This window comes from Kibdelosporangium philippinense (assembly GCF_021390435.2).
GTDB classification, from domain to species: Bacteria; Actinomycetota; Actinomycetes; order Mycobacteriales; family Pseudonocardiaceae; genus Kibdelosporangium; species Kibdelosporangium philippinense.
Window position 1 is genome coordinate 997,501 of the sequence record NZ_JAJVCN010000003.1, and the last position, 13,326, is coordinate 1,010,826.

Annotated in this window: 11 protein-coding genes (1 of these 11 only partly in view); 4 read left to right on the plus strand and 7 right to left on the minus strand. The window is 65.5% G+C overall.

What is annotated here, in order from left to right; translation table 11 throughout:
* The 6 genes from LWC34_RS58245 to LWC34_RS36605 all read right to left on the minus strand — a co-directional run.
* Window positions 1–2,506 carry the 5' portion of an FkbM family methyltransferase gene (locus tag LWC34_RS58245; protein ID WP_233729808.1) on the minus strand. 839 nt of this gene lie to the left of the window's left edge, so 2,506 of the gene's 3,345 nt are visible here — the first part of the coding sequence; the start codon lies at window positions 2,504–2,506; its stop codon lies off the left edge, out of view.
* 69 nt (window positions 2,507–2,575) lie between these two features.
* A complete protein-coding gene (locus LWC34_RS36585; protein ID WP_372496697.1) occupies window positions 2,576–4,093 on the minus strand; it encodes an amidase in 1,518 nt (505 codons plus the stop codon).
* 32 nt (window positions 4,094–4,125) lie between these two features.
* On the minus strand, window positions 4,126–4,668 hold the full coding sequence (locus tag LWC34_RS36590) for a flavin reductase family protein (protein ID WP_233729809.1): 543 nt from the start codon (window positions 4,666–4,668) through the stop codon (window positions 4,126–4,128).
* 124 nt (window positions 4,669–4,792) lie between these two features.
* Entirely contained in the window at window positions 4,793–6,136 is a 1,344-nt protein-coding gene (gene glnA, locus LWC34_RS36595) for a type I glutamate--ammonia ligase (protein ID WP_233729810.1), read from the minus strand.
* A gap of 68 nt (window positions 6,137–6,204) precedes the next feature.
* Window positions 6,205–6,906 carry a DUF6892 domain-containing protein gene (locus LWC34_RS36600; protein WP_233729811.1) on the minus strand — a complete coding sequence of 234 codons (702 nt, stop codon included), beginning with the start codon at window positions 6,904–6,906 and terminating at the stop codon, window positions 6,205–6,207.
* Window positions 6,907–6,959: 53 nt separating this feature from the next.
* Window positions 6,960–8,219: an MFS transporter gene (locus tag LWC34_RS36605; protein ID WP_233729812.1), complete on the minus strand. Its 1,260-nt coding sequence runs from the start codon at window positions 8,217–8,219 to the stop codon at window positions 6,960–6,962.
* Between the two features lie 70 nt (window positions 8,220–8,289).
* Between LWC34_RS36605 and LWC34_RS36610 the strand changes: the two genes are divergently transcribed.
* From LWC34_RS36610 to LWC34_RS36625, 4 genes are all read left to right on the plus strand, one after another.
* Window positions 8,290–9,237 (plus strand): GlxA family transcriptional regulator, encoded by a 948-nt coding sequence (locus tag LWC34_RS36610; protein WP_233729813.1) that lies wholly within the window; start codon window positions 8,290–8,292, stop codon window positions 9,235–9,237.
* A 35-nt stretch (window positions 9,238–9,272) separates the two neighbouring features.
* Window positions 9,273–9,947: an LppX_LprAFG lipoprotein gene (locus LWC34_RS36615; protein ID WP_233729814.1), complete on the plus strand. Its 675-nt coding sequence runs from the start codon at window positions 9,273–9,275 to the stop codon at window positions 9,945–9,947.
* Window positions 9,948–10,138: 191 nt separating this feature from the next.
* Window positions 10,139–11,704: an MFS transporter gene (locus tag LWC34_RS36620; protein WP_233729815.1), complete on the plus strand. Its 1,566-nt coding sequence runs from the start codon at window positions 10,139–10,141 to the stop codon at window positions 11,702–11,704.
* Window positions 11,705–11,752: 48 nt separating this feature from the next.
* On the plus strand, window positions 11,753–12,088 hold the full coding sequence (locus LWC34_RS36625) for a hypothetical protein (RefSeq protein WP_233729816.1): 336 nt from the start codon (window positions 11,753–11,755) through the stop codon (window positions 12,086–12,088).
* Window positions 12,089–12,335: 247 nt separating this feature from the next.
* On the opposite strand, the gene LWC34_RS36630 is transcribed toward LWC34_RS36625, so the two are convergent.
* On the minus strand, window positions 12,336–13,298 hold the full coding sequence (locus LWC34_RS36630; protein WP_233729817.1) for an ABC transporter substrate-binding protein: 963 nt from the start codon (window positions 13,296–13,298) through the stop codon (window positions 12,336–12,338).
* Between the last annotated feature and the right edge of the window lie 28 nt (window positions 13,299–13,326).

A 13,326-nucleotide genomic window follows, 5' to 3' on the forward strand; every position in this document is an offset into this window, starting at 1 on the left:
CAGTCCGAGTCGCGGCTGACGAAGCCCGGATGTTCTCGTCACGTTCACGCGATTGGGCGATTATCCGGTCTTCCAGGCTCTCGATCCGGCGCAACGCGGTGTCGAGCTGGTTGGTCAACCGGTCGATCCGGGGATCGGGCCCGGCCGGTGCCACGTCGACCCGCCGTGCGGCCGCCAGTTCCTCCTGGCGGCGCATGACTTCCTTGGTCGACCGCTCGACAGAGTCCACTATGGACCCAAGCCTGGTCCGGACGTGGTTGTCGTAGTGGTTGAGCACCCGCAGCACGGCCTTGCGCAGCGCCGGTGCCATCGGGATCTTGTGACCGACCTCGACATCCGGCTGGCGCAGCAAGGCGTGCCGCGCCGCCTGCAATGGCGCGAACGGATCGGGTTCGCCAGCGAGTTTGCGGCCGTGTTCCACTCGCCAGTTGCGGTACGCGTGCTCGACTCGTTCCCGCAACTGCTCGGCGGACTTCTCGACCGCGCGCATCGCGAGCACACGAGTCCGCCCGGCCGCGCCGACCTTGTCCGCGAGCGCGTTGTCCGGCGCGAGTTCACGCATCAGCCGTCCCGCGTGTTGCACGTGTTCCGACTGACCGTCCACACGGGACACAAACATGACACTGTCCGAGTCGAACAGCTCCGCGGCCACCCCGACATTCGTGGTGATCAACGGAACACCCCTGGCAGCAACCGAACTCAGCTCGGACGCGGTCGCGCATTGCTTGTCGTGCAACAAAACAACCCAGTCGGCCGCGTCAACTGCGGCCCGATGCGAGGTTTCCGCTTCGACCAGACGAATGCGACGGTCATGTGCAGTCGCCAACCGCAGTCGTTCAGCGGCGGCACGTTGCCCAGCCGCGCCACGAACGGCAAGGAGCAACGTGACGTCCGAACGGTCCGGGAACGCGGCACGGAACGCGGCCACGACATCAGTCTCGTTGGAACAACAACCCTCTTCGTGGTCTACGAAGCTCGTAAACACCGCGCCCGCGGGGACACCGAGGGAAATCATTGCCTCGGTGCGCTCGTCCTCATCACGTTCGCCTTGATCAGGCACAGGCAACACGACGGCTTGCGCGCCTGACGGCCCTGGCCACGGCACCCACACCTCGTCCACGCCCATGGCTGGCGGCGCGGGTTCGTCACGCACCTGCACTATGTGCCGATCGCGCGGCACATCCGTCACGTCGTCACAGCACAAGACCACGGGATAACGCGCGTCCGACGCGATCGGCAAACCCGACGCACCCGCGCTCAACCGCACGGACTCCGCGAGCGGACCGACGCCCAGCACCGAGACGCCCAATTGGTCAACGAGCTCCACGCGTACAGCCGACGGCGCGGGTACAGCGACCGGATGCAATCGCCCCTGCAATACCCCTTCGGTCTCGCACCAACGACGGAACTCGTCAGCGTGAGCACCGAACGGATCCGGGTAACGCTCGCGCAGCCACGGATCGTCCAGCCACAGCGCGTGGGCCCATCGCGTACTGCCGGACAACCCGTCAACCGTGGCGCACGCCCAGCGCAGGAATGCCTTCTCGTCATCGGTCGCGGGCGGCGGCTCGTCGCCCATGATCATGGCGTCGTGCCATGCCGCCCGGAATTCGGCGCGGAGCCCTTCAGGCAGAACTGTCCCGTCCGACAGACGCGCGAACGGCTTGCCCTTGGCCGCCATACCCGCGTCGACAAGCTTCGCCCGATAGTCGTCGCACAGGGTTTCCAACCCGGGCCGCTCGGACAACAACGTGCGCGGCCGTTCGGTGATATCGGCTGACAACAGCCACGGCTTCTTCGGATCGAATCCGTGGAAATGCACGGTCCGCAGCATTACCGGCTCGCCGATGGGCACAGCCATCACGCAATAACCGTTGGTCAGCAACTCGGCATCACGCTGGCTCGCGTTCCACACCGAAAGACCGATCCCGACATCGCGGATCACATGGTGCTTGGCCAACGCGGGCAAGCCGTCGAGGAAACCGTCGATCGCCTCAGGTTTCCTGGCCACGTGCTGTGCCCACGAGGTCAGCACGTCCTGCGCGCCCGGCCCGACCGCGAGGAATCCGGGCTCGTACACACCAGCGTCGATCAGGTCTTCCGGGGTCGGCGCGAGGCCGTCGTGCGGCAACGGGTGCAGTACGCGCGGCACCAAGGCAAAGTCGCCTTGGTGCAACGCCTCCTTCACGATTGTGTCGACCGACGCGAGCACGAGCACCCACGGATCCAGGTACAGCACAGGCCCGTTGACCAGCAACGTCTGCAACAGCCGCGGGCGTAGCACCGCGCGTACCTGCTCCGCGGTGTACGCGGTCGACAGCATCGCCAGCTCGTCCTCGTCGACCCCGATATCGTCCGGAGTCAGCACATCTCCGCCGGGTTCGCCGTCGACCAGCAGGATGTCGAACCTGGCGCCGGGGTGGGCGGCGCGGAACGACTCGGCTGTCACTCGGGCGGCGGGAAGCTGGGCGCTGGTCGCCACCGTGCACGCAGACACTTCGGTCACACCTACGAAAGTAGCGCGCCAAAGATCACGCTGGTGCCGGTGGCACCCCAAGCTGTTCGTCACCGCAGGTCAAGGCAGCGCAGGCGGCTTGCGGGCATGCGTTGCCTGCTCGAATGCGTAGGCCAGCGAAAGGACATCGCCGTCTGCCCAGCGTCCGGCCATGAACGAGATCCCGACCGGCAGCGGCCCGACAAATCCCGCCGGCACCGTGACATCGGGATATCCGGCGACCGCTGCGGGCGTTGAGGACGGGATGATGTCGTTGTCCCCGGTCGCGCAGTTGGTCTTCCACGCGGGCGGGTTGGTCGGCGCGGCGATCGCGTCGAGCCGGTGACGCGCCATCGTTTCGTCGATCGAACGTTTTGCCAGGTCAGTCAGTTCACGGCGACCGGCGAGATACCCGGGATCGGTCGGGCCGGGTGCCGCGAGCGCCATTTCGAACAGTTCCTGCCCGGCGAAACAGGTCCGTTCGAGCGGGTCGTTGCGGTTGTACTCGATGAGCGCTCTGAGATCGCGTGGACCATCGCGGGTGGCCAGGTACTTGTCGATGTCCCGGTGGAACTCCGTGAGCAATGCCGGGAACTCGAGTTCGGTGATCCGTTGCTGGTACGGCATTTCGATCTCGACAACCTGGGCGCCTCGGGTCTTCAGCGAAGCGGCGGCCTCGGTCATCAACCGGTCAACTTCCGGACCAAGCACGGGCAATCGCCACAGGCCGATCCGTGCTCCCTTGAGGGAATCGGTGGAAAGACGGTATCGCTGTGGATGATCAGCCGGAATTGCCTTGGTCGCCGCATCGGCGGGATCACGGCCCTGGATGACCGCGAGCGTGATGGCCGAGTCGACGACATGGCGGCTGATCGGCCCGGTCGTGTCCTGCTCGGCCGAGATCGGCACCACACCCGTCCGGCTGACCAGGCCCAACGTGGGTTTGTGGCCGACCACCCCGGTCATTCCCGCCGGGCACACCACGGATCCGTCGGTTTCCGAACCGATCGCGACCTGCGCGAGCGAAGCCGCGACGGCCGCGGCCGACCCGGACGACGATCCGCAGGGATTGTGGTCGGGGGCATAGGGATTGTTGGTCTGGCCACCCACGCCTGACCAGCCCGAAGTCGGCTTGGCGGCACGGAAATTGGCCCACTCCGACAAGTTGGCCTTGCCAAGGATCACCGCTCCCGCGGCACGCAGGCGCTGGACTTGGAAGGCGTCCTTCTTGGGCGGTGTGCCAAGCAGCGCGCGTGAACCCGCGGTTGTTTGCAGGCCGCGCGTGTCCACGTTGTCCTTGAGCAGGATGGGAATGCCGTCGAGCGGACCCCGCAACTGGCCAGCTCGACGACGCCGGTCGCTGGCACGTGCCTGGTCGGTCGCTGTCGGATCGAGAATGATGACTGAGTTGAGCTTGCCGTCGATGGCACGGATCCTGGCCAGATATCGCCCGGTCAGCTCCACCGCGGAGAGCTTGCCGCGGTCCATTCGCAGTTGCAGTTCGGGAATCGTCGCCCGGTCAAGGTCGAGCCCAGGGGACGCGTTCGCCGGAACCGCCGTCAGTGTCAGCAGCAGAAGCGTGATCGCGAGGCGTCGCACGCCTCCCACCACACTCCGGCGCCGCCGCGCGGTCAACCCGGCGAACGAAGGGTGCGGCCCGGTCGTGCCAGCTGGTCGCCGAGGTCGTGGTACTCCGACTTGTGCCAGACCAGTGGCAGCAGGTCTTCGCGTTCCGTCGAGCCGTAGTCGAGGGATTCACCGACGAAGATGGTGTGGTCGCCGCCGTCGTAGGTCGCCCATTTGTGGCAGACGAACCACGCGAGCGCGCCGCCGATCGTGGGACAGCCGTGGCTCCAGTCCATAGCCACGTCGAGCGCCACGCTCCAGGGCTGGCGTGCGTAGAAGTCGGCGATCCCGCCTTGGTCCTGGCCGAGGATGCTGAGTCCATAGTGCCCGTCGGTGCCGTGCAATAACTCATGCATACGGCCGGGTTTGTTCACGCTCACCGCGCACAGCGGCGGATCGAGGGATACGGATGCGAACGAGCTGGCGGTCATGCCGTGCACGTTGCCGTCTCCGTCGACGACGGTCACGACGGATACGCCGCTTGGGAAGTGGCGCAGCGCCTTGCGAAACCTGAGAGCCCGTGGATCGGTCGGTGCGTATTTGGCCATGAGGCCATCGTCACTTTTCCGGTTGATGCTGGTCCAATGCCGATTCACGTCCCCGTCATGCTCGGACTGGCATGGCAACCGCCGTGGGAACGAGAAAAGGGCCCTCGGTCGAGGGCCCTTTTCCTTACAGCACAGGCAGTAAAGTCTTCAGCTCGTATGGCGTGACACTGCGGCGGTACTCGTCCCACTCGACCCGCTTGTTGCGCAGGAAGAAATCGTACACGTGCTCGCCCAATGCCTCGGCGAGCAGCTCCGAGTTCTCCAGCTCCGCCAACGCTTCACCCAGGTTCTGTGGCAGATTGGCGTATCCGGCGGCGCGACGCTCCGAATCGGACAACGACCACACGTCGTCCTCAGCCGCGGGCGGCAGTTCGTAACCCTTCTGCACACCCTGCAAACCAGCGGCAATGATCACCGCGTAAGCCAAGTACGGGTTGCAGGCCGAGTCCAGGCTGCGAATCTCAACCCGCCGCGACGAAGCCTTCCCCAGCGAGTACATCGGGACCCGCACGAGGGCCGAGCGGTTTGCGTGACCCCAGCACACAGCCGTCGGGGCCTCGCCGCCGACAATCAGGCGCTTGTACGAGTTCACCCACTGGTTCGTCACCGCGGAGATCTCACGGGCGTGCTTCAGCAATCCCGCGACGAACGCCTTTCCAACCTCGGACAGCTCGTACGGGTCTTCGGCGTCGTAGAAGGCATTGCGGTCGCCCTCGAACAAGCTCAAGTGCGTGTGCATCCCCGAGCCAGGCTTGTCGGAGAACGGTTTTGGCATGAAGGACGCGTGCACGCCTTGTGTCAGCGCGACTTCCTTCACTACGTAACGGAAGGTCATCACGTTGTCGGCCATCGTCAGCGCGTCGGCGTAGCGCAGGTCGATCTCCTGCTGGCCGGGTGCGCCTTCGTGGTGGCTGAACTCGACCGAGATGCCCATCGCTTCCAGTGCTTCGATCGCGTGGCGGCGGAAGTTCGTCGCCGTGGCGTGCGAGGCCTGGTCGAAGTAGCCGCCGTTGTCCGCCGGTTCCGGCACGCTTCCGTCCGACGGGAGGTCCTTGAGCAGGAAGAACTCGATCTCCGGGTGCACGTAGACCGTGAAGCCCATCTCGCTCGCGCGCGAGAGGGTCCGGCGCAGGACGTGCCTCGGGTCGGCCCAGGATGGTGAGCCGTCCGGCATCGTGATGTCGCAGAACATCCTGGCCGAATAGTGGTCACCTTCCGGGGTCTCCCACGGCAGCACCTGGAAGGTGGACGGGTCCGGCTTGGCGACCATGTCGGACTCGTAGATGCGGGCGAACCCCTGGATCGCCGAGCCGTCGAAGCCGATCCCCTCGGCGAAGGCGCCCTCCAGCTCGGCTGGCGCGACCGCGACGGACTTCAGGAAGCCAAGGACATCGGTGAACCACAACCGGACGAACCGGATGTCGCGCTCCTCGAGCGTCCGCAGGACGAACTCTTGCTGCCGATCCATGGCGTGAGCCTAGGCATGCCTTGTTACTTCTATGTTTCCTGGGTACCCCTTGGCGGTCACGCTGCGTGTCAGCCGATCTCCGCAGCGACACCACGGTCCCGCAATAACTCGATCACCTTGGCGTTGTCGAAGGCGGCGAGGACTTCGTCACTGCCGACTGTTCGCCGAAAGCTGAGGTTTCGCAGCGATGTGATGTCCAGCAGCGGGGCCAAGTCGAGTACTGGCTCCTTGCCGAGGGTGTCGATGGCGATCCATTCCAGCGGCAGTCCGGCGAGTGGGGCCAGCAGGTCCGGATGCTGAATGTCCAGCGCGTGGTTGAGCGCGAGGATCCGCAACTCGGAGAGGCCGGACAGCGGGCTGAGGTCGCGGATCGTGCCACCGTCCAACGCCAGTTCACGCAGGCCGCCGCAGCCTGCCACCGGAGTCAGGTCCTGGACCCTGCTCATGTAGATCCGCAGTTGCTCCAGAGACGGCAGCACCTTGTCGATGCCGTTGAGGGATCGGACTGTGAACTCGTCGCTTTCACCATCCCAATAGGTCCAGATGGCTTCGGTGATGTCGTTGCCTGCTTCCCAGTACAGGTCGGTGACCGCTGCGCACTGCTCGGCAGTCACCGGGATGGCCAGCAGTGCGTCGGCCACGTCCTCGCGGTACTCATCGTCGCGGTCCTCGTCCTCTTGCTTCGAGAAGGACGGAAGGACTTCTGCTCTCATCAGCGCGTCGATGATCGCGAGCCGGACGTTCACATCTTCGATGTCGGTGAGTGACATGCGGCCCGACCCTATGGCCGCACGTCACCCGTCCACAGCTGGCGAAAGTGCACCTATGCTGCAATCTTCTGCCGTTTGATCGCGACCGACATCAACGCGGCGACCATGCACAGCAGACCGGCGCCGTACCAGGCGAAGTCGTAGCTGCCCATGTGGTCACGGGTCGCGCCCGCGGCCGTCGCCGCAAACGCGGCGCCGAGTTGGTGGGACGCGAAGACCCAGCCGAAGACGATCGGGCCGGACATCCCGAAGCGGTCGCGGCACAACGCGACCGTCGGCGGCACGGTCGCCACCCAGTCCAGGCCGTAGAAAATGATGAACGCCCACATCGGCGGCTCGACCGAGGGCCCGAACAATCCCGGCAGCAGCAACAACGAGCCGCCGCGCAGGGCGTAGTACGCGCCGAGCAGCCACCGGGGGTCGATCCGGTCGGTCAGCCAGCCCGAGAAGATCGTGCCCGCGACGTCGAAGATTCCGACAAGGGCCAGCAGGCCCGCTGCCGTCGTCATCGGGATGCCGTGGTCGTGTGCGGCGGGCACGAAATGCGTTCCGACCAGGCCGTTTGTCGACGCGCCACAGATCGCGAAGCCACCGGCGAGCAGCCAGAACGTGCCGCTACGCATCGACGTGCCCAGTACCTGCAACGCCCGCCGGGCCGCACCTTTGTTAGGTGCTGGTGGCGGTTCGGGGGTGGTGGCGCCGAGTGCGGTCGTGCCGACGTGGCTCGGGTGGTCGCGCAGGAAGATCAGCACGACCGGGACCACGAGCAGGGCGACCGCGGCGATGACCAACGAGGCCCAGCGCCAGCCGACGGTCGTGGCCATGTTCGCCACGACCGGCAGGAAGACCAGCTGGCCGGTCGCGCCAGCGGCCGTCAGCACTCCGCTGACCAGGCCGCGATGCTTCACGAACCAGCGGGACGTCATGGTCGCCACGAAGGCCAGCGCCATCGACCCGGTGCCTACGCCAACGAAAATCCCCCAAAAGAGAATGAGCTGCCAACTCGCTGTCATCACCACGGTCAGCCCTGATCCAGCCGCGACGAGGACCAATGCGCTGGCCACGACCTTGCGCATGCCGAAGCGCTCCATCAAGGCGGCGGCGAAGGGCGAGATCACCCCGTAGAGCACGAGGTTCACCGATACGGCTAACGAGATCGTGCCGCGTGACCAGCCGAACTCCTGGTGCAGCGGGTCGATCAGCACGCCGGGCGCCGCGCGGAAGCCCGCCGCGCCGAGCAGCGCGATGAACGAGACGCCAGCAACCCACCAGGCCCAGTGCACACGCCTGGTCCGCACTTCAAGTTGTGTCACCCGAAAAGGTTGACTTGGTTTCAACGACGGAAACAGTGGCCGGAACGCCAACATGTGCAAGAATCTGGCCATGACCCATGTCGTCGCCGTCCTGGCCATCTCCGAGGTGATCGGCTACGACATGACCATCCCGGCGATGGTCTTCGACCCCGCGGGCGACCGCTACGACGTGCGCCTGTGCAGCGTCGACAACGAGCCCGTGCAGGTCTACGGCGGATACCAGCTGATGCTGAAGTACGGCCCGGAGACGCTGGCCGAGGCCGACACCGTGATCGTCCCCGGCACCCGGATCTCCGGCCCGCGGCGATACGGCGGGTTGCCCGGCGAAGTCAAAGAGGCGCTCGACTCGATCCGGCCAGGCACGCGGATCATGTCGATCTGCACGGGCGCATTCGTGCTCGCCGCGGCTGGCCTGCTCGACGGACGCCCGGCGACGACGCACTGGAACCACACCCAGAAGTTCCGCGAGCTGTACCCCAAGGTTCTGCTGAATGAAGACGTTCTCTTCGTGGACGACGGCGACATCCTGACCTCGGCCGGGTTGGTCGCGGGAATCGACCTGTGCCTCCATGTGCTGCGCAACGACCACGGCAGCGAGGTCGCCAACCACGCGGCGCGCTACTGCGTGGTGCCGTCGTGGCGTGACGGCGGGCAGCGGCAGTTCATCGAGCGTCCGTTGCCCGAAATCGGTGAGGCGTCGACCGCGGCAACCCGCTCGTGGGCGTTGGCGCGATTGGCCGAGGATCTTGACCTGGACACGCTCGCTGGACACGCGAAGATGAGCGTGCGCACATTCAGCCGCCGATTCCGTGCCGAAACCGGAATGAGCCCCGGCAAATGGCTCCTGCACCAACGCCTTGAGCACGCGCGGCACCTTTTGGAAAGCACGGATCTGGCGGTTGACCGCGTGGCTTCGGAATCCGGCCTCGGCACGGCCGCTTCACTACGGCAGCACTTGCGCATGAGCCTTGGCGTGTCACCGTTGGGCTACAGGAAGGCATTCCGGCCGCCTTCTTGAGGTTGTCTCAGCCTCAGCGCCCTACGATGCGTGACATGTTCAAGCGTCTGCTGGTGCTCGGAATGCTGGGGCTCGTCACGGCCACGGGATGCACGTCGACATCCAACGAATCCGGCGGTAGTTCGCTTCCGGACGGCGCGGCACTGCTGAAAGACGCCGCCGAGGCCATCAAACCGGTCAACAGCGCCACGTTCGCGCTGGTGGTCACCGGCGTCGTGCCGGGCATCCCGGTCAAAGAAGTCTCCGGCGACCTGACCAAAGCCGGAGACGCCATCGGCAACGCAAAGCTCGACCAGTTCGGCCAGACCTTCGAAGTGCAGTACGTCCTGAAGGACAAGATCCTGTACATCAAGGGCATCACCGGCTCGTGGCAGCAGTTCGGCGACGCGACGCAGATCTACGACCCGTCGGCGATCCTGGACCCGAACCGTGGTGTGGCCAAACTGCTCGGCGCGATCCAGACACCGGTCACCGAGGGCGCCGAGGATGTCGCGACCTTCAAGACCTACCGCGTCGCAGGCAAGGTCGCCAAAGATGTCGTCGCTGGACTTGTGCCGAGCGTTCCGTCCGATGTGAACGTCAAGGTCTGGGTCAAACAGGACGGCAACCACCAGCCGGTGCGCGCGACCGTCGAGCTGACGCCGGGCAACTCGGTGGAGATCACGCTGTCCGAGGTGGACAAGCCGGTCACCGTCACCAAGCCCATCTAATGACGCAGTGTTGAACTGTCCTCGCTCCGCTCGGACGGGCTTTGTCGCCAAAGCCGAACTGTTCACATTCCGACCCCCTACGGGGGCCGCCCACCCCCAACCGCGGGTTCACCCCGCCCCACGCAACCGACACCGCTCAGTGCCTGCCATCGCCGTGGCCGGGGCGGTGTCGGGCGTGTTGCGGTGCGTAAATGACCAGCGCGACAAAGCCGGAGCACCGATTGACTTCAGCTAACAGTCCGGACCTGGCCGCGCTGCCCCGGAAAGGGCGCAGGGTCGCCATCGGGGCAGGAGGACTCGCCGTCCTGCTCGGCGCGCTGGACACGTACGTCGTGGTCAGCGTGCTCAGCGACATCATGCGGGACCTGAACATCGCGGTGAACCGGCTCGAGCAGGCCACCCCGATCGTGACCGGGTACCTGCTCGGCTACATCGCCGCGATGCCGTTGCTCGGCCAGGCATCCGACCGGTTCGGCAGGCGTGCGCTGTTGCAGGCCTGCCTGATCGGGTTCACGGCAGGCTCGATCATCACGGCCGTCGCGACCGACTTGCCGCTGTTGGTGGTCGGCCGCGTCGTGCAAGGCATTGCCAGTGGCGCGTTGTTGCCCGTGACCCTCGCGCTCGCGGCGGATCTGTGGGCCGAGCGGAAACGTGCGACCGTGCTTGGCGCGGTTGGTGCGGCGCAGGAACTGGGCAGCGTGCTCGGTCCCATTTATGGCGTGGTCCTGGCTGTCGCTTTCGGATCGTGGCGCGGCCTCTTCTGGGTGAACGTGCCGCTGGCGGTGATCGCCATGGTGGCCGTTCATTTCACGGTCCCCGGACGGGACAAACAAAGCCCGGCACCGGCCAAGGTGGACATAACTGGCGGCGTCTTGCTGGCCGTGACCTTGGGACTGGCCGTCGTCGGGCTGTACAACCCCGATCCGCAACGCGCGGTGCTCCCACCGTGGGGCATTCCGGTACTGATCGCCGCGGTTGTCGCGTTTGTGGGATTCCTGGCGTGGGAGAAATTCGCGCGCACCAAGATGATCGACCCAAGCGGCGTGCGAATGCGGCCTTTCCTCGCCGCGCTTGGCGCGTCCGTCGCCGCGGGCGCCGCGTTGATGGTCACACTCGTGAACATCGAGCTGGTCGCGCAGACATTGCTCGGCAAGGACCGGACCGAAGCCGTGTTCCTGCTCGTTCGGTTCCTGGTCGCGCTGCCGATCGGTGCGTTGCTCGGTGGCTGGCTCGCGGCCCGGATCGGTGACCGCTGGGTGGCATTCGGCGGTTTGCTCATCGCGGCCGCCGGGTATCTGCTGATCTCCGGCTGGCCGGTCGACGTGCTGGCGGTACGGCACGACCTTGGGTTGTTCACGCTGCCCCGGCTCGATACCGACCTGGTGATCGCCGGGCTCGGTCTTGGTCTGGTGATTGGCCCGCTTTCCTCGGTCGTGCTACGCGTCGTGCCCGCGGCACAACACGGAGTGGCATCCGCTAGTGTTGTGGTGGCACGGATGACCGGCATGCTCGTCGGTGTGGCTGCCCTCACAGCGTGGGGCCTTTACCGTTTCCACAGCTTGACCGCCAACTTGGACACGCCATTGCCGTTCGGCAAGTCCAAGGAGCAGTTCGATGCCGAAACAGCCGCGTACAAGGCCAAACTGTTCGACGCGCTGAACACCGAGTACAGCGAGATCTTCCTGATCACGTCGGTGATTTGCGTGCTCGGCGCGCTGCTCGCGCTGGCAACGGGCGCGGCACGTCGCACGGATTGACATCGATCGTGGATTGCGAAGGGCCCGCGATTAAGAGACCCTTCAAAAGTGACCGAGCAACGGGTCGTACTGAATCTAGACGAGGCCGGCGTGGCGGTTGATCTGCCCCGGCTGGACCATGCACAGGATGTAGTCCAAGACGTGGCGTATCGCCCGGTGGATTTCCGCGATGACGATCTGCCTTCCGCCTTGGAACGGTCGGCAGCCTGGCTGCGAAAAGCCGAGCAGTGGCTCGGCGAGCCAGTGGACGTGATGGCGATCCACCTGGACTACGACGACAGCGGGGACGCGCCGTATTTCGAAGTGAAGCTGTTGTGCAACGACGAAGACCTCGCCGGGGCACCGATCGCGATCCGCGAACAACAACGGCGTGCCTCACCGTAGAAGCGGCCGCTGACGGGAGACTCACGGCTACAATCGGTGGAGTATCGCGCTGCTGATTAAGGATGTGCGCCATTACCCCATCGAAGGATCTCTTCAGCCATGCCAACGCCGATGACGCTGGTTCGGTAACCAGGGCGGACGGCAAGGCCTCCCATCAGAACCTCTTCAGCCAGCAACAACCGGAATCGACAGGGACCGAGGTTGCGCGGCCGAAATCGTTGCCGCGCAACCCATTCCAGCTGCCGTCCTAAAGCAGCATCTTCGCCGGGTCGATGTCCTCGGTCAGCATCCCGTTCGCCTTCATCAGCGCCACAACACCTTTCAGGCGCTGCACGTCGATAGTGGTCGGGTAGAGACCGAGCCGGAGCACCTGGGCGATCGCCGGATCGATCTTCGCGTATCCCGTCACGACGCTCTGCACCTCGGCCGGGTCGGACGCATCCTGTTGCGCCTTAACCAGAGCACGCCGGAACGCGTCAATCGTCTTCGGACGCTCCTTGACGAACTTCGCCGTCGTCGCGTACCCGCCGATGGGCAAGTCCGCGGCCTCGCCGGTGATCGTGTCAAGCACCGGCACCGCGCCGATCTGTTGCATGGCACGGGTCAGGAACGGTTCAACGAGCAGGGCCGCGTCAACATCCTTGCGCTGCAAGGCCGCCTGCATGTCCGGGAACGGCATCTCGATGAACTGCACGCTGTTCGCGTCGACGTTCTTGGCTTTCAGGCCCGCGCGTACCGCGAGCTCGACGACGTTCGCCCGCGTGTTCACGGCGATTTTCCGGCCAGCCAGATCCGCGGGCGTTTTGACGGGTGAATCCGGTGTAACCACAACAAGGAACATGTCGGGCTTGCCCCGGTAGCCGTCGGCGACCAGTTTCAGGTCGGCGGTTTGCTTGGCCTGCGCGTTGAGGAACGAGACCCAGTTGCCGAAAGTCACGTCCAGCTCGCCGTTGACCAGCCCAGGGATCCCAGCGGCACCGCCCTGGATGGTCTTGAGCTCGACCTCGACGCCCTCGTCGCGGAAGTAGCCTTTCTTGATCGCGATGTGCACCGCGGCCGCGTCGACGATCGGCAGCACCCCAAGCCTGATCTTGGCCTGCTCTTTTCCAGGGGTGACCGGCTCTTCGCCGGACAGCAAGCCACAACCGGGAACTGCTGTGATCAGCACAGCGGCGAGCGCGCCGAGAAACGCGCGGCGGGGGCGATTCATGCGCACAGAATGGCACGGCCGGGCGGCG

Coding starts and splice junctions, on each gene's coding strand:
- LWC34_RS36600 (WP_233729811.1), bottom strand. CDS start 6,906: ATGTCACTCACCGACATCGAAGATGTGAACGTCCGGCTCGCGATCATC.
- LWC34_RS36615 (WP_233729814.1), top strand. CDS start 9,273: ATGTTCAAGCGTCTGCTGGTGCTCGGAATGCTGGGGCTCGTCACGGCC.
- LWC34_RS36620 (WP_233729815.1), top strand. CDS start 10,139: ATGACCAGCGCGACAAAGCCGGAGCACCGATTGACTTCAGCTAACAGT.
- LWC34_RS36590 (WP_233729809.1), bottom strand. CDS start 4,668: ATGGCCAAATACGCACCGACCGATCCACGGGCTCTCAGGTTTCGCAAG.
- LWC34_RS36630 (WP_233729817.1), bottom strand. CDS start 13,298: ATGAATCGCCCCCGCCGCGCGTTTCTCGGCGCGCTCGCCGCTGTGCTG.
- LWC34_RS36610 (WP_233729813.1), top strand. CDS start 8,290: ATGACCCATGTCGTCGCCGTCCTGGCCATCTCCGAGGTGATCGGCTAC.
- glnA (WP_233729810.1), bottom strand. CDS start 6,136: ATGGATCGGCAGCAAGAGTTCGTCCTGCGGACGCTCGAGGAGCGCGAC.